29 protein-coding genes are annotated in these 19,205 nt (G+C 67.2%); 27 read left to right on the top strand and 2 right to left on the bottom strand.

All coding sequences use genetic code 11. The features are described from left to right. Position 1: 1 nt before the first annotated feature. The 3 genes from rplP to rpsQ are packed head-to-tail and all read left to right on the top strand — an operon-like array spanning position 2 to position 932. Positions 2–421: a 50S ribosomal protein L16 gene (gene rplP, locus KDB89_RS10315; protein ID WP_219080761.1), complete on the top strand. Its 420-nt coding sequence runs from the start codon at positions 2–4 to the stop codon at positions 419–421. Next, positions 421–654 carry a 50S ribosomal protein L29 gene (rpmC, locus tag KDB89_RS10310; protein ID WP_219080760.1) on the top strand — a complete coding sequence of 78 codons (234 nt, stop codon included), beginning with the start codon at positions 421–423 and terminating at the stop codon, positions 652–654. The genes rplP and rpmC overlap by 1 nt, the downstream gene beginning before the upstream one ends. 2 nt (positions 655–656) lie before the next feature. Continuing rightward, positions 657–932 (top strand): 30S ribosomal protein S17, encoded by a 276-nt coding sequence (gene rpsQ / locus KDB89_RS10305; RefSeq protein ID WP_219080759.1) that lies wholly within the window; start codon positions 657–659, stop codon positions 930–932. A gap of 250 nt (positions 933–1,182) precedes the next feature. Here rpsQ and KDB89_RS10300 read toward each other — a convergent pair whose 3' ends face one another. Beyond that, on the bottom strand, positions 1,183–1,560 hold the full coding sequence (locus tag KDB89_RS10300) for a phage holin family protein (protein ID WP_219080758.1): 378 nt from the start codon (positions 1,558–1,560) through the stop codon (positions 1,183–1,185). A 101-nt stretch (positions 1,561–1,661) separates the two neighbouring features. On the opposite strand from KDB89_RS10300, the gene KDB89_RS10295 reads away from it, so the two are divergent. The 17 genes from KDB89_RS10295 to KDB89_RS10215 all read left to right on the top strand — a co-directional run bounded on the left by KDB89_RS10295 (position 1,662) and on the right by KDB89_RS10215 (position 14,807). Continuing rightward, positions 1,662–5,162 carry an ABC transporter ATP-binding protein/permease gene (locus KDB89_RS10295; protein ID WP_219080757.1) on the top strand — a complete coding sequence of 1,167 codons (3,501 nt, stop codon included), beginning with the start codon at positions 1,662–1,664 and terminating at the stop codon, positions 5,160–5,162. A gap of 217 nt (positions 5,163–5,379) precedes the next feature. Continuing rightward, positions 5,380–5,748, top strand: a complete 369-nt coding sequence (gene rplN, locus KDB89_RS10290; RefSeq protein ID WP_219080756.1) for a 50S ribosomal protein L14 — start codon at positions 5,380–5,382, stop codon at positions 5,746–5,748. A 2-nt stretch (positions 5,749–5,750) separates the two neighbouring features. Then, positions 5,751–6,122 carry a 50S ribosomal protein L24 gene (gene rplX / locus KDB89_RS10285; RefSeq protein ID WP_219080755.1) on the top strand — a complete coding sequence of 124 codons (372 nt, stop codon included), beginning with the start codon at positions 5,751–5,753 and terminating at the stop codon, positions 6,120–6,122. Then, positions 6,122–6,745 carry a 50S ribosomal protein L5 gene (rplE, locus tag KDB89_RS10280; protein WP_219080754.1) on the top strand — a complete coding sequence of 208 codons (624 nt, stop codon included), beginning with the start codon at positions 6,122–6,124 and terminating at the stop codon, positions 6,743–6,745. Before rplX ends, rplE begins: the two co-directional genes overlap by 1 nt. An 8-nt stretch (positions 6,746–6,753) precedes the next feature. Continuing rightward, a complete protein-coding gene (locus KDB89_RS10275) occupies positions 6,754–6,939 on the top strand; it encodes a type Z 30S ribosomal protein S14 (RefSeq protein ID WP_219080753.1) in 186 nt (61 codons plus the stop codon). A gap of 80 nt (positions 6,940–7,019) precedes the next feature. Continuing rightward, positions 7,020–7,424, top strand: coding sequence for a 30S ribosomal protein S8 (gene rpsH, locus KDB89_RS10270; protein WP_219080752.1), 405 nt, complete (start codon positions 7,020–7,022; stop codon positions 7,422–7,424). A 27-nt stretch (positions 7,425–7,451) separates the two neighbouring features. Next, on the top strand, positions 7,452–7,994 hold the full coding sequence (gene rplF / locus KDB89_RS10265; RefSeq protein ID WP_219080751.1) for a 50S ribosomal protein L6: 543 nt from the start codon (positions 7,452–7,454) through the stop codon (positions 7,992–7,994). Next, entirely contained in the window at positions 7,994–8,377 is a 384-nt protein-coding gene (gene rplR, locus KDB89_RS10260; RefSeq protein WP_219080750.1) for a 50S ribosomal protein L18, read from the top strand. The genes rplF and rplR overlap by 1 nt, the downstream gene beginning before the upstream one ends. A gap of 25 nt (positions 8,378–8,402) precedes the next feature. Next, complete coding sequence (rpsE, locus tag KDB89_RS10255) at positions 8,403–9,002, top strand: 30S ribosomal protein S5 (RefSeq protein WP_219080749.1); 600 nt, start codon at positions 8,403–8,405, stop codon at positions 9,000–9,002. Beyond that, positions 9,002–9,184 carry a 50S ribosomal protein L30 gene (rpmD, locus tag KDB89_RS10250; protein WP_219080748.1) on the top strand — a complete coding sequence of 61 codons (183 nt, stop codon included), beginning with the start codon at positions 9,002–9,004 and terminating at the stop codon, positions 9,182–9,184. Before rpsE ends, rpmD begins: the two co-directional genes overlap by 1 nt. Positions 9,185–9,186: 2 nt before the next feature. Next, a complete protein-coding gene (gene rplO, locus KDB89_RS10245) occupies positions 9,187–9,627 on the top strand; it encodes a 50S ribosomal protein L15 (RefSeq protein WP_219080747.1) in 441 nt (146 codons plus the stop codon). Positions 9,628–9,798: 171 nt separating this feature from the next. Beyond that, entirely contained in the window at positions 9,799–11,112 is a 1,314-nt protein-coding gene (secY, locus tag KDB89_RS10240; RefSeq protein ID WP_219080746.1) for a preprotein translocase subunit SecY, read from the top strand. Then, positions 11,109–11,684, top strand: a complete 576-nt coding sequence (locus KDB89_RS10235; RefSeq protein WP_219080745.1) for an adenylate kinase — start codon at positions 11,109–11,111, stop codon at positions 11,682–11,684. Before secY ends, KDB89_RS10235 begins: the two co-directional genes overlap by 4 nt. Next, positions 11,681–12,502, top strand: coding sequence for a type I methionyl aminopeptidase (map, locus tag KDB89_RS10230; protein ID WP_219080744.1), 822 nt, complete (start codon positions 11,681–11,683; stop codon positions 12,500–12,502). Before KDB89_RS10235 ends, map begins: the two co-directional genes overlap by 4 nt. A 16-nt stretch (positions 12,503–12,518) precedes the next feature. Further along, on the top strand, positions 12,519–12,881 hold the full coding sequence (locus tag KDB89_RS10225; protein WP_219080743.1) for a DUF1707 SHOCT-like domain-containing protein: 363 nt from the start codon (positions 12,519–12,521) through the stop codon (positions 12,879–12,881). 25 nt (positions 12,882–12,906) lie between these two features. Beyond that, complete coding sequence (locus KDB89_RS10220; protein WP_219080742.1) at positions 12,907–13,857, top strand: neutral zinc metallopeptidase; 951 nt, start codon at positions 12,907–12,909, stop codon at positions 13,855–13,857. After that, positions 13,857–14,807 carry a hypothetical protein gene (locus KDB89_RS10215; RefSeq protein WP_219080741.1) on the top strand — a complete coding sequence of 317 codons (951 nt, stop codon included), beginning with the start codon at positions 13,857–13,859 and terminating at the stop codon, positions 14,805–14,807. Before KDB89_RS10220 ends, KDB89_RS10215 begins: the two co-directional genes overlap by 1 nt. A gap of 1 nt (position 14,808) precedes the next feature. Here KDB89_RS10215 and KDB89_RS10210 read toward each other — a convergent pair whose 3' ends face one another. Beyond that, positions 14,809–15,093: a YciI family protein gene (locus KDB89_RS10210; RefSeq protein WP_219080740.1), complete on the bottom strand. Its 285-nt coding sequence runs from the start codon at positions 15,091–15,093 to the stop codon at positions 14,809–14,811. Between the two features lie 125 nt (positions 15,094–15,218). Here KDB89_RS10210 and infA point away from each other — a divergent pair, with 125 nt between their 5' ends. The 7 genes from infA to rplQ all read left to right on the top strand — a co-directional run bounded on the left by infA (position 15,219) and on the right by rplQ (position 19,120). Then, positions 15,219–15,440 carry a translation initiation factor IF-1 gene (gene infA, locus KDB89_RS10205; protein ID WP_068749455.1) on the top strand — a complete coding sequence of 74 codons (222 nt, stop codon included), beginning with the start codon at positions 15,219–15,221 and terminating at the stop codon, positions 15,438–15,440. Between the two features lie 216 nt (positions 15,441–15,656). Continuing rightward, the gene (gene rpmJ, locus KDB89_RS10200) at positions 15,657–15,770 is read left to right on the top strand and encodes a 50S ribosomal protein L36 (protein WP_020575560.1); all 114 of its coding nucleotides are present in this window, start codon (positions 15,657–15,659) and stop codon (positions 15,768–15,770) included. A 253-nt stretch (positions 15,771–16,023) separates the two neighbouring features. Then, a complete protein-coding gene (rpsM, locus tag KDB89_RS10195; RefSeq protein ID WP_219080739.1) occupies positions 16,024–16,398 on the top strand; it encodes a 30S ribosomal protein S13 in 375 nt (124 codons plus the stop codon). A 42-nt stretch (positions 16,399–16,440) separates the two neighbouring features. Then, a complete protein-coding gene (gene rpsK, locus KDB89_RS10190) occupies positions 16,441–16,848 on the top strand; it encodes a 30S ribosomal protein S11 (protein WP_219080738.1) in 408 nt (135 codons plus the stop codon). Positions 16,849–16,876: 28 nt separating this feature from the next. Next, positions 16,877–17,482, top strand: a complete 606-nt coding sequence (gene rpsD, locus KDB89_RS10185; RefSeq protein WP_219080737.1) for a 30S ribosomal protein S4 — start codon at positions 16,877–16,879, stop codon at positions 17,480–17,482. A 115-nt stretch (positions 17,483–17,597) separates the two neighbouring features. Next, positions 17,598–18,608 carry a DNA-directed RNA polymerase subunit alpha gene (locus tag KDB89_RS10180; protein ID WP_219080735.1) on the top strand — a complete coding sequence of 337 codons (1,011 nt, stop codon included), beginning with the start codon at positions 17,598–17,600 and terminating at the stop codon, positions 18,606–18,608. A gap of 35 nt (positions 18,609–18,643) precedes the next feature. Beyond that, positions 18,644–19,120: a 50S ribosomal protein L17 gene (gene rplQ, locus KDB89_RS10175; RefSeq protein WP_219080733.1), complete on the top strand. Its 477-nt coding sequence runs from the start codon at positions 18,644–18,646 to the stop codon at positions 19,118–19,120. Positions 19,121–19,205 lie beyond the last annotated feature (85 nt).

The following is a 19,205-nucleotide window of genomic DNA, read 5'->3' as shown; positions in this document are numbered from 1 at the left end:
CATGCTGATTCCTCGTCGAGTGAAGTTCCGTAAGCAGCACCACCCGAAGCGTGACGGTGCGGCCAAGGGCGGCACCAAGCTCGCCTTCGGTGACTACGGCATCCAGGCGCTCGAGTCCTCCTACCTGACCAACCGTCAGATCGAGGCAGCTCGTATCGCCATGACCCGTCACATCAAGCGTGGCGGCAAGGTGTGGATCAACGTCTACCCCGACCGCCCGCTGACCAAGAAGCCCGCCGAGACCCGCATGGGTTCCGGCAAGGGCTCGCCCGAATGGTGGGTCGCCAACATCAAGCCCGGCCGCGTGCTGTTCGAGCTCTCCGGTGTTCCGGAGGAGGTGGCCCGTGAGGCCATGCGTCTGGCCATCCACAAGCTGCCGTTCAAGGCACGCTTCATCAAGCGCGAAGCAGGTGACATCTGATGAGTAAGGCTCTTACCGCAAACGACCTGCGTGGTCTCTCGCGCGAGCAGCTCAACGCCAAGGTGGTCGAGCTGAAGGAGGAGCTGTTCGGGCTCCGCTTCCAGGCGGCGACCGGGCAGCTGGAGTCGAGCGCCCGGCTGCGTTCCGTCCGCAAGGACATCGCCCGCATCTACACGGTGCTGCAGGAGCGCAACCTCGGCATCGAAGACGAGCCCGAGGCCGAGGAGAAGTGAACATGAGTGAAACCACCCCCACCGCAGAGCGCAACAGCCGCAAGGTCCTCCAGGGCGTTGTCGTCTCCGACAAGATGGACAAGACGATCGTCGTGATGGTCGAGGAGCGCGTCAAGCACCCGCTCTACGGCAAGGTCATGACCAAGTCCTCGCGCGTCAAGGCGCACGACGAGAACAACGACGCCGGCATCGGCGACCGCGTGCGGGTCATGGAGACCCGCCCGCTGTCCGCGCAGAAGCGCTGGCGTCTCGTGGAGATCGTTGAGCGCGCCAAGTAAGGCGATTCAGCCAGGCGGCCCGTCCCCTTGTGGGACGGGCCGCCTCGCATTTGACGAAAAACCATGGACAGTGGCATAAGGCACGTCGTACGCTTTCGGCAACAACCGCGTATGACGGAGGCCGAAGGGCAACCGGTCAGTTGGGGGGAACGCGGAGACAGCGCAGGGGGCCACGGCCCCTGGATTCGCCGACAGGCAGGATCTTGACCTTCAGCCGTCCGAAAGGACGGCTGAAGGGGCGCGTCGCCGGTCAGGCACGGTCGGGGTCGAGGAGCGCGCCGAGGGCAGCGCCCACGATCGAGATGATCACCGAGCCCCAGAAGGCGGGCCAGAATCCCTCCACGTGGAAGCCGAGGCCGAGGGTGCCCGCAGCCCAGCTTGTGAGCTCAAGCATCAGGGCGTTGATGACCAGCAGGAACAGGCCGAACGTGATGAGCACGAGGCAGCCGCTGAAGAAGGTCACGACCGGCCTGATGAACGCGTTGACCAGGCCGAAGATCAGGGCCACGACCAGCAGCGTGATGACCTTGTCGGCGGTGTCGACGGCGGTAAGCTCGACGCCCGGCACCAGCCAGACGGCGACGGCGGTGGCAGCGGCCGTGACGACCAGACGCGTGATGAACTCCATGCCTCAAGCATGCCAGGGGTGCTGCAACGCCCCGATACAGGAGTGTTTTCTATCTCCACGTAAGCTGTGTACGCCCGATTGGCCCTCCAGGAAAGACCCGCATGCTCGAGCTCAGGGACGTCCGCAAGACCTACACGACAGGTGACTTCACCCAGGTCGCGCTGAACGACGTCTCCATCGCCTTCCGCGACTCCGAGTTCGTGGCGGTGCTCGGCCCGTCCGGCTCGGGCAAGACGACCATGCTGAACATCGTGGGAGGGCTGGATCACTACGATTCGGGCAACCTGATCATCGACGGCATCGAGACGTCCAGCTACCGCGACCGGGACTGGGACGCCTACCGCAACAACCGCATCGGATTCGTCTTCCAGAGCTACAACCTGATCCCGCACCAGAGTGTGCTGGCCAACGTCGAACTCGCGCTGACCCTGGCGGGCGTCTCCCGGGCCGAGCGACGACGTCGCGCCACCGCCGCGCTGCAGGACGTGGGCCTCGGCGACCACATCCACAAGCGTCCCAGCCAGCTCTCCGGCGGGCAGATGCAGCGCGTCGCCATCGCCCGCGCGCTGGTCAACGACCCCGAGATCCTGCTGGCCGACGAGCCCACCGGCGCGCTCGACTCGACCACCAGCGTGCAGATCATGGGCCTGCTCACGAGCATCGCCAGAGACCGGCTGGTCGTCATGGTGACCCACAACCCCGAGCTCGCCGAGGAGTACGCCACCCGCATCGTGTCGCTGAAGGACGGCGTGATCGCGTCCGACACCGACCCCTTCGTGCCGCAGGCCGTCGAGCGGGAGGGCAGGAAGGCCCGCCGCACCGCGATGAGCTTCCCCACCGCCATCGCGCTGTCCTTCAACAACCTCATGACGAAGAAGGGCCGCACGCTGATGACGTCCTTCGCGGGCAGCATCGGCATCATCGGCATCGCCTCGATCCTCGCCCTGGCCAACGGCGTCAACGCCTACATCAAGGGGGTCGAGGAGGACACGCTCTCGCTCTATCCGCTGTCGATCCAGCGGCAGGGCGTGGACCTGACCAGCCTGCTGACCGCCTCCAGCGGCATCGCGCAGGAGGCCTCCGGCTCCGGTGACACGGATGACGGCGACGTGCACGAGGTGCAGCTCATGGCGTCGATGTTCGGCAGCGTCGGCACGAACGACCTCCGCTCGCTGAAGAGCTTCCTCGACGCGAACGGCGGAGGCATCGACGACTACGTCAACTCCATCCAGTACTCCTACGACGTCTCGCCGCTGATCTACGCCTCGGACACGTCCGACGGTGTCCGCCAGGTCAACCCGGACACCACCTTCTCGTCGCTGGGCTTCGGGTCGAGCACATCCGCCAGCAGCCTGCTGTCCAGCTCGTCGAGCACCAGCGTCTTCTCCGAGCTGGTAGACGACCTGTCGCTGGTCGAGAACAACGCCGAGGTGGTGGCCGGCCGCTGGCCGACCGCCTACGACGAGGTCGCCCTGGTGCTGACGGGCAGCGGGGGGGTGAGCGACCTCACCCTGTACGCGATGGGGCTGCGCGACCCGCAGGAGCTCGACGACATGGTCAAGCAGGTCGCGATCGAGGGGGACGTGACCGTCCCCGACGACCCCGGCACCTACAGCTACCAGGAACTGATGGGGGTGACCTTCAAGGCCGTCGACTCCGCGGACCTCTACTCCTACGACGACGAGTTCGACGTGTGGACCGACCGCTCCGACGACACCGACTACGTCACAGATCTCGTCGACGACGGCGACGAACTGCGGGTCGTCGGGGTCGTCCAGCCGAGCGGCGACTCGTCGACCCTGCAGCCGGGCATCTACTACACCCGCGACCTGACCGAGCACATGATCGCCGACGCGACCGACTCCGCCATCGTGCAGAGCCAGCTCGCCGACCCGGACGTCGACGTGTTCACCGGCAAGGAGTTCGGCGCCGAGGACGACGGAGAGGAGGCCGACCTCAGTTCCCTGTTCACCATCGACGAGGACGCGCTGGCCGGCGCCTTCACGTTCGACCAGTCGAAGCTGCAGCTCGACACGTCGGCCCTGGAGTCGGAGCTGTCCAACCTCGACCTGGGCCTGGACGATGTGCAACTCGACGCGTCCAAGCTGCCGGCCCTCGACGTGGCCGACATTCTCTCGCAGCTTGACCTCAGCAGCGTGATCAAGCTCCCAGAGGCCGAGGACGACGGCGAAGCCACGCCGTCCGCGCCGCAGGTCGACACCGAGGTGCTCACCGCCGCGGTGACAGCCTTCGTCGAGGCCTACACGCAATGGGCGACCGCAGCCGGCCTCGACCCGACCGACCCGGCGACGCTGACGGCCTTCCTCGCCTCCGCGGAGGGCCAGGCGGCCCTGGCAGCCGGGGGAGAGGCCCTCGACGCCGAGGCGGCCCAGCAGCTCCTCGAGGCCTACCTCGCCTTTGCCGTGACCACCGGGGCGGACCCGAGCGACGTGGCCACCACGATGCCGGCCTTCCTCGCCTCCCCGGAGGGCCAGGCGCTGCTGGCGTCGCTGACCCCCGACACGCCCGATGCCGACGACGCCGCCCAGGCGGCCGACGACTCGCTCGCCGGACGCCTCGTCCAGGGCTACCTCGCGTACGCCCAGGCCAACAACCTGGACCCGGCGGACATCGGGACCAACCTCCCGGCGTTCCTCGCCACGGACGAGGGGGCGGCGCTGCTTGCAGAGGCCGGGACCTATGTGGACACCGACGCGCTCAGCGCGCAGCTGCAGCCGATCCTCGGCGACTACGTCGACCAGGTCGTGGCGGCCTATTCCGCCGACCTCTCCTCTCAGCTCGGCGCGGCACTCTCGTCGCAGATCGGCTCGGCGCTCGAGTCCTCGATGGCGTCGCTGGCCGACAACATGTCGAGTGCCATGGGCATCAACGAGGACGCGTTCCTCGACGCCTTCCAGCTCAACCGCAGCACCGACGAGCTGACCCGCCTGCTGATGTCGATGGCCAACACCGAGGCAGCGTCGCTGGAGGGGAACCTGCGCACTCTCGGGTACGCCGACCTCGACAACCCGTCGAACATCGACATCTACCCGATCGACTTCGAGTCGAAGGCCGAGGTCATCAACATCCTCGACACCTACAACGACGACGCCCGCGATGCGGGCGACGACGACAGGGTGGTCACCTACACCGACATCGTGGGTGCGCTGATGACGTCGGTCACTGACATCATCAACACCATCAGCTACGTGCTGATCGCCTTCGTCGCCATCTCGCTGGTCGTCTCGTCGATCATGATCGGCGTCATCACCTACATCTCGGTGCTCGAGCGGAAGAAGGAGATCGGCATCCTGCGCTCCGTCGGCGCCCGCAAGCGCGACATCCGCACGGTGTTCAACGCCGAGACCCTCATCGTCGGCTTCGTCGCCGGCGCGCTCGGCGTGGCCATCACCGCGCTCATGACGATCCCGGCCAACGCGATCGTCGCGGCGAACTTCGGCGTCGAGAATGTGGCGGTGCTGCCGTGGCAGGCGGCGATCATCCTGGTGCTGATCAGCATGGGCCTGACGTCGGTCGCGGGCCTGATGCCGGCCAGCACCGCGTCGCGCAAGGACCCCGTCGAGGCGCTCCGCTCCGAGTGAGCCCGGGTTGCGCCAGGCACGATTTCGTGGCATGGCGCCCCTGGGATAGACTTACCCAGTTGCCTTGGGTCTGTGCCCCTTCGGGGGGACCCTTCCCGGGCAATGGCTAAGGCCCCCTCTCCCTCGAGCTGGGGGTTGCCTCCTGGCAGAATCCAGGGGGTTCGTTTCTAGTTTCACAAGGCCTTATGCATGGGAACCGGTGGAGCAAGGAGAAGTAATGATCCAGCAGGAGTCGCGACTGAAGGTCGCCGACAACACTGGTGCAAAGGAGATCCTCTGCATCCGTGTGCTCGGTGGCACCAAGCGCCGCTATGCCTACCTGGGCGACACCATCGTCGCCACCGTCAAGGATGCCATCCCTGGCGGCAACGTCAAGAAGGGCGACGTGGTCAAGGCCGTCGTCGTCCGCACCGTCAAGGAGCGTCGCCGCGCCGACGGTTCCTACATCAAGTTCGATGAGAACGCGGCCGTCATCCTGAAGAACGACGGGGAGCCCCGTGGCACCCGCATCTTCGGCCCCGTCGCCCGTGAGCTGCGTGAGAAGAAGTTCATGCGCATCGTCTCGCTCGCCCCGGAGGTGATCTGATCATGGCATCGCTCCACATCAAGAAGGGTGACCGCGTCAAGGTCATCTCGGGCAAGGACAAGGGCGTAGTGGCCGAGGTCATCGCCGTCGATCCCAAGGCCGAGCGCGTCACCGTGCAGGGCGTCAACCTCGTCAAGAAGCACCGTCGCGAGTCGCAGACCGCCGCGGGCAAGAAGATCGAGGGCGGCATCATCACGGTCGAGGCCCCCATCCACGTCAGCAACGTCCAGCTCGTTGTGAAGGTCGACGGCAAGGAGGTCGTCACGCGCGTCGGTTACAAGCGCGTCGACGTCACCAAGAAGCACGCCGACGGCACCGAGTACCAGGCGCAGCGCTCCGTGCGCATCGCCCGCAAGACCGGGGAGGAGATCTGATGACCGCCACCGCTACCGCGATGCCCCGTCTGAAGGCCCAGTACCGCGAGACCATCGTCCCGGCCCTGCAGGAGGAGTTCCAGTACTCCAACGTCATGCAGATCCCCGGTCTGGTGAAGATCGTCGTGAACATGGGTGTCGGCGAGGCCGCACGCGACTCGAAGATCATCGAGGGCGCCATCCGCGACCTCACCGCGATCACCGGTCAGAAGCCGGCCGTCACCAAGGCCCGCAAGTCCATCGCGCAGTTCAAGCTCCGTGAGGGCCAGCCCATCGGGTGCCACGTCACGCTGCGTGGCGACCGCATGTGGGAGTTCGCGGACCGTCTCCTGACGCTCGCGCTGCCCCGTATCCGCGACTTCCGTGGCCTCAACGGCCGCCAGTTCGACGGCAACGGCAACTACACCTTCGGTCTGTCCGAGCAGGTCATGTTCCTCGAGATCGATCAGGACAAGATCGACCGCGTGCGCGGCATGGACATCACCTTCGTGACGTCCGCGACCAACGACGTGGAGGGTCGCGCGCTGCTCAAGCACCTCGGCTTCCCGTTCAAGGCCGTCGACGACCCGAAGAAGCAGTCGGCCAAGCGCGGTCCCGCGTACTACGCCAAGAAGAAGAAGTGAGCTGAGCAATGGCTAAGACAGCACTCAAGGTCAAGCAGTCCCGCAAGCCGAAGTTCGGCGTGCGCGCCTACACCCGCTGCCAGAAGTGCGGCCGACCCCACTCGGTCTACCGCAAGTTCGGGCTCTGCCGTGTCTGCCTCCGCGAAATGGCCCACGCCGGCGAGCTGCCGGGCGTGACCAAGTCGTCCTGGTGAATCGACCCACTGAACACATCAACTAACACCAGGTCCGGGAGCGTTCCCGGAAACCGGTGTGAGAAATGAGGAAATAAGTCATGACGATGACTGATCCGATCGCAGACATGCTCACGCGTGTCCGCAACGCCAACCAGGCGTTCCAGGATTCCACGTCCATGCCGTCGTCGAAGATCAAGGTGGGTATCGCCGAGATCCTCAAGGCCAACGGCTACATCGCCGGCTACGAGCTGACCGAGGTCGAGGGCCAGGTCGGCAAGACGCTCAAGGTCTCGCTGAAGTACGGCGAGTCCCGCGAGCGTTCGATCTCCGGCATCAAGCGCATCAGCAAGCCCGGTCTCCGCGTCTACGCGAAGTCCACCGAGCTGCCGAAGGTGCTCGGCGGCCTGGGCATCGCCATCATCTCGACGTCGCAGGGTCTGCTGACCGACCGCGACGCCAAGGCCAAGTCCGTGGGCGGCGAAGTTCTCGCCTACGTCTGGTGACGCGGCGATAGGTAAGGAGGAAACAACATGTCACGAATTGGCAGGCTCCCCATCGCCATCCCGTCAGGTGTCGACGTGAAGCTCGACGGCCAGCAGGTCGACGTCAAGGGTCCCAAGGGTTCCCTGGCGCTGACGATCGCTGAGCCCATCACGATCGGCCGCAACGAGGCCGGTCTGCTGGAGGTCGCGCGTCCGAACGACGAGCGCCAGAACCGTTCTCTGCACGGCCTGACCCGCACGCTGGTGAACAACATGATCACCGGTGTGACCGAGGGCTACGAGAAGAAGCTCGAGATCGTCGGCGTCGGTTACCGCGTGATCTCCAAGGGCCCCAAGCAGCTCGAGTTCGCGCTCGGGTTCTCGCACCCCGTGATCGTCGACGCCCCCGAGGGCATCGAGTTCACCGTCGAGTCCGCGACCAAGTTCTCGGTCAAGGGCATCGACAAGCAGCTCGTCGGCGAGACCGCGGCCAACATCCGCAAGATCCGCAAGCCGGAGCCCTACAAGGGCAAGGGTGTCCGCTACGCGGGCGAGCACGTCCGCCGCAAGGCTGGAAAGGCTGGTAAGTAATGGCCATCTCGATCAAGCACAACAAGTCGCTTGCTCCGAAGGTCGCGTCCCGTACGCGCCGTCAGCTGCGTGCCCGCAAGAAGATCAACGGCACTCCCGAGCGTCCCCGCCTGGTTGTGACCCGCTCTTCGCGTCACCTGTTCGTCCAGGTCATCGACGACGTCGCCGGCACCACGCTGGCCTCCGCGTCGACGATGGAGGCGGACCTGCGGGCCACCGAGGCCGACAAGTCGGCCAAGGCCAAGAAGGTCGGCGAGCTGATCGCCGCCCGCGCCAAGGCTGCGGGTGTCGAGCAGGTCGTCTTCGACCGGGCCGGTAACAAGTACCACGGGCGGATCGCGGCTCTGGCCGACGCCGCCCGCGAGGCCGGCCTCGGCTTCTGATACGACGAAAGGATAGGTATTCACGATGAGTGAGACCCAGCAGCGCCGTTCCGGCGGCGGGGACCGTCGTGGCCGTGACGATCGTCGTGGCCAGGCTCCCAAGGAAGAGAACAAGTACCTCGAGCGCGTGGTGACCATCAACCGCGTCGCCAAGGTCGTCCAGGGTGGTCGTCGCTTCAGCTTCACCGCACTGGTCGTCGTCGGCGACGGCGAGGGTAACGTCGGCGTCGGTTACGGCAAGGCGAAGGAGGTGCCGGCCGCGATCGCCAAGGGCGTTGAAGAGGCCAAGAAGCACTTCTTCCGCGTTCCGCTGATCCAGCGCACGATCCCGCACCCGGTGCAGGGCGAGAAGGCGGCCGGTGTCGTCATGCTCCGTCCGGCCAGCCCCGGTACCGGCGTCATCGCCGGTGGCTCGGTGCGTGCGGTCCTCGAGTGCGCGGGCGTCCACGACGTCCTCGCCAAGTCGCTCGGCTCCTCCAACGCGATCAACGTGGTGCACGCCACCGTCGACGCGCTGAAGCAGCTCGAGGAGCCCGAGGCCGTGGCACGTCGCCGCGGCATGGCCGTGGAGGACGTCGCCCCGGCGGCTCTGCTCCGCGCAGCCAAGGAAGAGGTGGCCAAGTAATGGCTCGTCTCAAGATCACCCAGGCAAAGTCTGGGGTGGGTGGCAAGCAGTACCAGCGTGACACGCTGCGTACGCTCGGCCTCAAGCGCATCGGTGACCAGGTCGTCCGCGAGGACCGCCCCGAGGTCCTCGGCATGATCCGCACCGTCGCCCACCTCGTTACCGTGGAAGAGGTGAAGTGACCATGTCGCTGAAGCTTCATCACCTGCGTCCCGCCCCGGGCGCCAAGACGGCGAAGACCCGTGTTGGCCGCGGTGAGGGATCCAAGGGTAAGACCGCTGGTCGCGGCACGAAGGGTACCGGCGCTCGCAAGAACGTTCCGGAGAACTTCGAGGGTGGCCAGATGCCGCTGCACATGCGGCTCCCGAAGCTCAAGGGCTTCAAGAACCCGTTCCGCGTGGAGTTCCAGGTCGTCAACGTCGGCCGGATCGCCGAGCTGTTCCCGCAGGGTGGCAAGGTCGGCGTCGCCGAGCTCATCGCCGCCGGTGCGGTGCGCGACGGCAAGCTCGTCAAGGTGCTCGGCACCGGTGACGTGGCCGTCAAGCTCGACGTGACCGCTCACGCGTTCTCCGGCTCCGCCAAGGAGAAGCTGGCTGCCGCCGGCGGCTCCGCGAACGAGCTCTGAGGCGCAACCGCGCATCACCATCGACGGGGTGGGTCCGCTTCTGGCGGACCCACCCCGTCGGTTCATTTGTGCAGGGTGTTTTGTCTGCCAGCGGCGGGGCTTGGTAGGCTGCCATGGTTGCCGTGCCATGTGCGCGCGACCCACGTGTCATCAGTCGAAAGTAGTAACCGGATGCTCTCCGCTCTCGCTAACGCGTTGAAGACCCCGGACCTTCGCAAGAAGATCCTCTTCACGCTGGGCATCATCACCGTGTTCCGACTCGGCTCATCGATCCCCACCCCGAACGTCAACATGTCGCGCATCAACGAGTGCGTCGACCTCGCCTCCAGTGGCGACCAGGCCGGGCTGTACTCGATCGTGAACCTGTTCTCCGGTGGTGCGCTGCTGCACCTGACGATCTTCGCGCTCGGCATCATGCCCTACATCACCGCGTCGATCATCCTGCAGCTCCTCACGGTCGTGATCCCCAAGCTCGAGGCCCTCAAGAAGGAGGGTGCCTCCGGCACGGCGAAGATCACCGAGTACACCCGGTATCTGACGCTGGTGCTCGCCGTGCTGAACGCCACCGCGTACGTCACGATGGCGCGCACCGGCCAGCTGTTCCAGGGCTGCACGGGCATCATCTACTCCGAGGAGCTGTTCCCCCTGATCACGATGGTCCTGATCATGACCGCCGGCACCGGCGTCATCATGTGGATGGGCGAGTTGATCACCGAGCGCGGCATCGGCAACGGCATGTCGATCATGATCTTCACCCAGATCGCGGCCAGCTTCCCGACCGGCCTGTGGTCGATCAAGCAGGGCCACCCCGGCGCCGTCGGATGGTTCCTCTTCTTCGCCGTCATCGGCATCGGGCTGCTCGTCATGCTCGCGATCATCTGGATCGAACAGGGGCAGCGCCGCATCCCGGTCCAGTACGCCAAGCGCATGGTCGGGCGTCGCCTCGTCGGCGGCTCCACCACCTACATCCCGCTGAAGGTCAACCAGTCCGGCGTCATCCCCGTCATCTTCGCCTCGTCGATCATGTACCTGCCGGTCCTGTACGCCACCTTCCGCCCCGAGGGCGCGGTGTCCGAGTGGATCATCGCCAACTTCACCGGCAGCGGCGTCTACTCGTGGGTGTACACGGTCGTCCAGTTCGTCCTCATCATCGCCTTCTGCTACTTCTACGTGTCGATCACCTTCAACCCCGAAGAGGTCTCCGACAACATGAAGAAGTACGGCGGCTTCATCCCCGGCATCCGTGCCGGGAAGCCGACCGAGCGCTACCTCGCCTACGTGCTGTCACGGCTGACCGCGCCTGGCTCGCTGTACCTGGCGACGATCGCCCTGATCCCGACGCTCGCGTTCATCGCGGTCGGTGCTCAGCAGAACTTCCCGTTCGGCGGCACGTCGATCCTCATCATCGTCGGCGTCGGCCTCGACACCGTCAAGAAGATCGAGAGCCAGCTGCAGCAGCGTAACTACGAAGGATTCCTGCGATGAGGTTGTTGATCATGGGCGCCCCCGGCGCCGGCAAGGGCACCCAGGCGACCGAACTGGCCGCCAGGTACGGGGTTCCCGCGATCTCAACCGGAGACATCTTCAGGCACAACATCAGGAACGCCACGCCGCTCGGCATCAAGGTCAAGGAACTGATCGACGCCGGCGAGTACGTGCCCGACGACGTGACCGAGGAGATCGTCGCCGCGCGGCTGGCGGAGCCCGACTGCGCGCAGGGGTTCCTGCTCGACGGCTTCCCCCGCACCATGCATCAGGTGCATTTCCTCGACCGCCACCTCACGGAGCACGGCCAGGCGCTCGACGCGGTCGTGTCGCTGATGGTGCAGCCAGAGGCGCTCGTGCAGCGCCTCCTGCAGCGCGCCGAGCTCGAGGGACGCGCCGACGACAACGAGGACACCATCCGCCGCCGGATGGAGGTCTACGCGGGCCAGACCGCCCCGCTCCTGTTCCACTACGAGTCCAAGGGCCTCCTCGTCGAGGTCGACGGAACCGGATCGGTCGAGGAGGTCCGCCAGCGGATGTTCGGCCTCGTGGACGCACACACCGCCAGATGAGCCAGATCGAGATCAAGGACGCAGTTCAGCTGAAGCTGATGCGGCGGGCCGGTCTCGTGGTGAGCGATGGCCTTGCCGCCATGTGCGGGGCCGCCGCCATCGGGGTCACCACCCGTGAGCTCGACTCCATCGGCCGCGAGGTCCTCACCCGCAACGGCGCGTTGAGCTCCTTCCTCGGCTACGGCGCCGAGTACGGTGCGCCGTTCCCCGCCGTCGCCTGCATCTCCGTCAACGACACGCTGGTGCACGGCATCCCCGACGACCGTCCGCTCGAGGACGGCGACGTCGTCTCCATCGACTTCGGCGCCATCGTGGGAGGCTGGCACGGGGACGCTGCCCGGACCGTCATCGTCGGCTCGGCAGACCCTGCGGACGTCGCGCTCGTCGACGCAACCTGTGAGGCCATGTGGGCCGGCGCGCGTCAGATGCGCGACGGCGGCCGCGTCGGCGACGTTTCCAGGGCCATCGAGGGCTACGTCAAGTCGCTGCCCGTGCGCTACGGGTCGCTGCGCGAGTACACCGGCCACGGCATCGGCACCCAGATGCACATGGAGCCGGACGTGCCGAACTGGTACCGCCCGCGCCCCACGGCCCGGCTGCGCACCGGCATGGTCCTGGCGATCGAACCGATGCTCACCCGCGGCACGCACCACACCCTCGAGCTCGACGACGAGTGGAGCGTCGTGAGCCGCGACGGCTCGCGCGGCGCCCACTGGGAGAACACGGTCGCGATCACGCCCGGCGGCGTCTGGGTGCTGACGGAGGCCGACGGCGGCGAGTCCCGGCTGGGCGACCTCTACGCCCCGCTCGCCGACTGACGCCTATCATGGGCCCATGGCCCTGCCTCCCAGCTCGAAGTACCTCCAACGCGCCGCGGATCCGGTCGACGATGTCGAGCGGGAGTCGCTGACCGCACGGCTCAACTCCGCCTTCGCCGAGGGCCGGGTGACGCACGACGAGTACGCCGCGGCCATGGACGTCGTCTACGGGGCCCGCGCGCTCGGCGAGCTCGTGCCCGTCATCGAACAGCTGCCCGCGGCGTCGGCCGGGGTGCCGGCGATCGTCGCGCAGGGCAGCACCCCGGCCGGCGAGGTCTCGACCGCGCGCAACCTGATGCCCCTGACCATCCTGGTGGGCGCGGTCGGCCTCTCGCTGGTCGTGGTGATCGCCGTGCTCGTCGGCATCCTGCTGTTCTGAGCGACTCTCGCACTAGCCTGCCAGCGTGTCGAACCGAGAACCGCCTCCGCAGCCGCGGCGTGCCGCGCCCGCGGACGAGGGTGCCCGACGCGTCCGGGCGGCAGGCACGGCGGTTGCTGCCGTGCTCGTGCTGGCGGCCCTGGCGGCGGCTTCCTCGCTGCTGGGCGGCGGCGGTTCCAGGGTGGCGACGGTCACGGCCCCGACCATGAGCGTCACGGCCGGCATCGACCTGCCGCTCGGCGTCGATGTCGGCGCCGGCGCGTGGCAGCTGCCGACCCGCACGCTTCCCGATCTGCCGGACCCGGACCCGGACTCGGAGCTGTACCCGGCCCAGACCGCGGCGCTCAACGCGCTCCCCGTCATCTCACTGACCGGCTGCCCGGCCCCGGCCAGGGTCTCATCCCGTGCGGCCTGGAAGAGGGCCGTTCGCGCGCAGTGGCACTGCCTGCAGGAGGCGTGGGCGCCCGTGCTGGCCGGCTACGGGCTGGGCGTGACTGAGCCTGCCGTCAGCTTCTACGACGGTAACGGGGCCGACAGCGCCTGCGGCTGGATCGACGCGCCCGCCTTCTACTGCTCGGCGGGCGACGGGTCCGCGCACTTCGGCACCGGCCACTTCCAGATGGCGAAGTACTGGGACCTGTCGGTCAACGAGATGGTCAACCACGAGTACGCGCACCACCTCCAGTCGCTGTTCGGCATCACGGCGGTGAAGGTCGCGGCGTCCGGGGGAGCCGAGCTCGACAGGCGGGCCGAACTGCAGGCGACGTGCCTGTCTGCCGCCCTCACCATCAACAATGAGGCCGTCGACTTCGGCGTCGAGGAGTACGAGGGCTGGATGCAGCGGCTCGGGACGATGCTCTCGGACGATATCCACGGCAGCCAGGACTCGCTGCTCGACTGGGGGGCGCGAGGCCTGTACGCCACGACCTACCAGGCCTGCAACACCTGGGTGGCAGCGCCGTCGGCGGTGGGCTGATGGCCGGCTGGCGCCGTGCGCCACGAACCGGCGGCCGGAGACGCGGCGGCGCCTCGGGCGTCGGGCTGGTCGTCGGCGCGCTGGCGGCCGCGCTGCTCGTGGCCCTGCTCGCCGCGTCGCTCGTCGGGTCCATGGTCGCGCGGCTCCAGCCGCAGCCCGCTGATCCCGACGTGGCGACGCCCCGGCCCTCCGTCACCGCGTCGGCACCGGTCGCGACCCCGAGCGCCGCCCCGGAGCCCGGACTGCCCGAGCGGACCTGGCCCGCCCTCCCCGCGCCCAGCGCGACGGACGCGGCCGGGCGGACGCTGCAGAGCAGCGCCCTCTACGAGGTCGCCGCGCCAGGACAGGTGGGCTGTCCCGCTCCGGCGTCCGCCGGATCCATGGAGGAGCTGGAGGACCTGGCGGGCGGCCAGCTCGACTGCCTCCAGGAGGCGTGGGCCCCGGTGCTCGCGGCCCTCGGCTTCGATGCCACCGGGATCCCGTACTACTTCTACGACGCGGAGGGCGTCGACACCCCCTGTGGCTGGGTGGAGGCGCCGGCGCTGTACTGCTCCGCGCAGGGCGGCGCCATCTACTTCGGCGTGACCGCCCTGAACGGCACCAGCTGGTACGACCTGGGTGTCAAGGAGGTCGCCGGCCACGAGTACGGCCACCATCTCCAGGCGCTGGCCGGCATGATGGAGGCCTCGGCGGGCCTGTCCGGGAACGAGCCGGTCAGGCGACTCGAGCTCCAGGCCACCTGCTTCGCCTACGCGCAGATCGCCCGCGACGGTTCCGTCGACCTGACCCGGGAGGTCTTCGACACCATCGAGCCGTACCTGCGCGCCACCATCGACGACGGCGTGCACGGCTCTCCCGACTCGGTCGCCAACTGGGGGCTGCGCGGTCTCTACGCCGACGCCCTGGGGGAGTGCAACACCTGGGTCGTGCCGTCGGCGGACGTCGAGTGACTCAGCCGGCGAAGACGCCGATCACGGGGTTCCACTCCGTGATCGAGCGGCCCACGATCAGCGAGGCGTGCCAGAACGGGTCCTCGTCCAGCAGCGCGGCGATCTCCGCCGCAGTCTCGCCCCGGAACAGCAGCAGCGCGCTGGCCACCTCGACGTCCACGTACGGGCCGCTGGCGATCAGCGACCCGCCCGCCAGGGACGCGAGGAACTCGCGGTGCTTCGGCCGGATCGCCGCCAGGGCATCGGCGTCGGACGAATAGGTGTACTGGACTGCGAAGTACTTCATGGGTCCACAGGCTAGTGAGTTGCCGAGCCCCGTATTTGGAAAGACCTCCAGCTTCGGCGTAAAATGCCTGTCTGAAGTACACTCCGGCGGCGCACAGGCCCGCCGGCGCGACAGAATGAGAGTTCATGGCGAAGAAAGAAGGAGCCCTCGAGCTCGAGGGCACCGTGGTCGAGGCACTGCCGAACGCGATGTTCCGCGTGGAGCTCGCCAACGGGCACAAGGTCCTGACGACCATCAGCGGCAAGATGCGCCAGCACTACATCCGCATCCTGCCGGCCGACCGCGTCGTCGTGGAGCTGTCTCCCTACGACCTCACCCGAGGACGCATCGTCTACCGTCACAAGTGAGCCTCCCAGGCCGCTCGACGCGCCCGCCCCGTCAGGGGTGCGGCGCGTTGCTGTGTTTCGGGGGCGATTTGGGCCGCGCGCCCGCGTGGCGTAAGCTGGTGCGTCGGTCGTCCCCGCCCGGACGCGTGCGAGCGTGCCCGGGTGACGGCCACCGGAAATCCACCACAAGATTGGGTGCTGCCAAGCGCCCAGTCGCTGATTGAAAAGGTTGCTCGAATGAAGGTTCAGCCGAGCGTCAAGAAGATCTGCGACAAGTGCAAGGTCATCCGCCGGCACGGTCGTGTGATGGTGATCTGCGAAAACCCCCGCCACAAGCAGCGTCAGGGCTGATTCCGGGGCCGCGAGGCCTCAGATGAGCAGAGCACCGCGGTAAGGGTCTGGTCCCCACACCGCCGACAACTAGATAGCAACGTGATTGCAAGGACCCCCTTGACCGGGGTTCCCACCCTTGGACGAAGGCCAAGGCCCCGTCGGTGCCACCGAGGCACCACAGGCGGCGGGGACGCGTCACGCCACACACCTTCGCGGTCCATGACCGGGCTCCCATGGAGCCAGGACCGAGTTTTCAGAAAGGTACCGCCTGATGGCACGCCTCATTGGTGTCGACCTCCCGCGCGAGAAGCGCCTCGAGGTCGCACTGACCTACATCTTCGGCATCGGGAAGACCCGCGCCGCCGAGACCCTCGCCGCCACTGGAGTGAGCGGCGATCTGCGAGTCCACCAGCTCACCGACGATCAGCTCGTCGCGCTGCGTGACCACATCGAAGCCAACTACGAGACCGAGGGTGACCTGCGTCGTAGCGTCGCCGCCGACATCCGTCGCAAGGTCGAGATCGGCAACTACCAGGGCCGCCGCCACCGCGCCGGCCTCCCGGTTCGTGGTCAGCGTACGCGGACCAACGCGCGCACCCGCAAGGGCAAGAAGAAGGCCGTCGCTGGCAAGAAGAAGGCCCGCTGACCTTAGGTCAGGGCTTCTCAGGACTCAAGGAGAAAGACTTTTATGGCTACTGCAAGCCGTAAGGCGGGCGCCAAGACCAAGGTGCGCCGCAAGGAGAAGAAGAATGTGCTCGCCGGCCAGGCGCACATCAAGAGCACGTTCAACAACACCATCATCTCGATCACCGATCCCACCGGTGCCGTGATCGCGTGGGCCTCTGCCGGCACCGTCGGCTTCAAGGGCTCGCGTAAGTCGACCCCGTTCGCCGCCCAGATGGCCGCCGAGGCCGCTGGCCGCCGCGCCATGGAGCACGGCATGAAGCGCGTCGACGTGTTCGTCAAGGGCCCCGGCTCCGGCCGTGAGACCGCGATCCGCTCGCTCGGCGCCGTCGGCCTCGAGGTCGGCGCGATCTCCGACGTGACCCCGGTGCCGCACAACGGCTGCCGTCCGCCCAAGCGTCGTCGCGTCTGATCGACCGAGAGAGTAAAGGACTAAGAACATGGCTCGTTACACCGGCCCTATGACCAAGAAGTCCCGTCGTCTCGGGACTGACCTTGTCGGCAACGACAAGGCCTTCGAGCGTCGCCCGTACCCCCCGGGTGTGCACGGCCGCGGCCGCACGAAGGACTCCGAGTACTCGCTGCAGCTCAAGGAGAAGCAGAAGGCTCGTTACGCGTACGGCGTGCTCGAGAAGCAGTTCCGTCGCTACTACGAAGAGGCTGACCGCTCCGCCGGCAAGACCGGTGACCGTCTGCTGCAGATCCTGGAGTCGCGTCTCGACAACGTCGTGTACCGCGCAGGGTTCGCCGCTACGCGTCGTCAGGCCCGCCAGCTCGTCGTTCACGGCCACTTCCTCGTGAACGGCCAGCGCGTGAACATCCCCTCGTACCGCGTCCGCGCCAAGGACATCATCGACGTCGCCGAGAAGTCGCTGAACCTGACGCCTTTCGTGATCGCCCGGGAGACCCACGGCGACCGCACCGTCCCCGCGTGGCTCGAGGCCCGTCCGAACCGGATGCGCATCCTCGTTCACCAGCTCCCCGTCCGCGAGCAGATCGTGATCGACGTGGCCGAGCAGATGATCGTCGAGCTCTACTCGAAGTGATCCCAGGGCCGTCGGCCGGACGCGTTCCGGCCGGCGGTCTTTCGAGGCCCACGGGCCTCAACCAGACAACACCATTCGCGCCATCAGATAGCGGTTGGCGCGGGAAGGACAGTCAATGCTCATCGCTCAGCGCCCGACCCTCTCCGAAGAGGTCGTCTCCGAGTTCCGTTCCCGGTTCGTCATCGAGCCGCTGGAGCCCGGCTTCGGCTACACCCTCGGCAACTCGCTGCGTCGCACCCTCCTGTCGTCCATCCCGGGCGCCTCGGTGACCAGCATCAAGATCGAGGGCAACCAGCACGAGTTCTCCACCCTGGAGGGCATCGTCGAGGATGTCACCGAGATCATCCTCAACCTCAAGGGCCTCGTGCTGTCGTCCGAGGAGGACGAGCCCGTCGTCATGTACCTGCGCAAGGCCGGTGCCGGTGCGGTCACCGCCGGGGACATCCAGCCCCCGGCCGGTGTCGAGATCCACAACCCGGATCTGCACATCGCCACCCTCAACGACAACGGCAAGCTCGAGATGGAGCTCGTCGTCGAGCGTGGACGCGGCTACGTGTCCGCTGCGCAGAACAAGGACCCCGAGTCCGAGATCGGCCGCATCCCGGTCGACTCGATCTACTCGCCGGTGCTCAAGGTCACCTACAAGGTCGAGGCCACCCGTGTCGCCCAGCGCACGGACTTCGACCGCCTGATCGTCGACGTCGAGACCAAGAACTCGATCCTGCCCCGCGACGCCGTCGCCTCGGCCGGTCGCACCCTGGTCGAGCTCTTCGGCCTGGCGCGTGAGCTGAACGTCGAGGCCGAGGGCATCGAGATCGGCCCGTCGCCCGTCGACGAGCAGATCACGGAGTCCCTGAACCTCCCGGTCGAGGACCTGGAGCTGTCGGTGCGTTCCTACAACTGCCTCAAGCGCGAGGGCATCCACACCGTGGGTGAGCTCGTCGCGCGCAGCGAAGAGGACCTGCTCGACATCCGCAACTTCGGTTCGAAGTCCATCGACGAGGTCAAGGAGACCCTCGCCGGCCTCGGACTCGCGCTGCGTGACTCGCACCCGGGCTTCGACCCGATGCAGGCCATCGAGCGCTACGACGAGGACTCGGACTTCGCCGAGACCGAGCAGTACTGACCGCCCAACGCATCTACACCTGGAGTTAAACACCAATGCCCAAGCCAACCAAGGGTCCCCGTCTGGGCGGCAGCCCGACCCACGAGCGGATCATCCTGCGTAACCTGGCGACCCAGCTCTTCGAGCACGGCCGCATCACGACCACCGAGACCAAGGCCCGCCGCGTGCAGCCCCTGGCCGAGAAGCTCATCACCAAGGCGAAGCGCGGCGACCTGCACTCGCGTCGTCTGGTGCTGCAGTCGGTGACCGATCCCGCCGTCGTCCGCGTGCTGTTCGACGAGATCGCCCCGGCCGTCGCCGAGCGTGAGGGCGGCTACACCCGCATCACGAAGCTCGGCCCCCGCAAGGGCGACAACGCCCCCATGGCGATGATCGAGGTCATCACCGAGGCCGTCGCGCCGAAGGCCGCGCCCGCCGCCGCCAAGCCGGTCGTCGACGTGGCCCCCGTGGCCGAGGAGACCCCCGAGGTCGACGAGACCGTCGAGGTCGAGGAGACCGCCGAAGCCAAGTGAGCTGACGCACGCTGAGTCAGGAGGGGCCCTTCGGGGCCCCTCTTTTCCATTGCACGGAGGATGCGGCGTAAGCTGTCAGGCCGGA

It is taken from the genome of Tessaracoccus palaemonis, assembly GCF_019316905.1.
GTDB classification, from domain to species: domain Bacteria; phylum Actinomycetota; class Actinomycetes; order Propionibacteriales; family Propionibacteriaceae; genus Arachnia; species Arachnia palaemonis.
The sequence above is the reverse complement of the archived record's forward strand: the minus strand, read 5'-3'. Positions and strand labels throughout refer to the sequence as shown.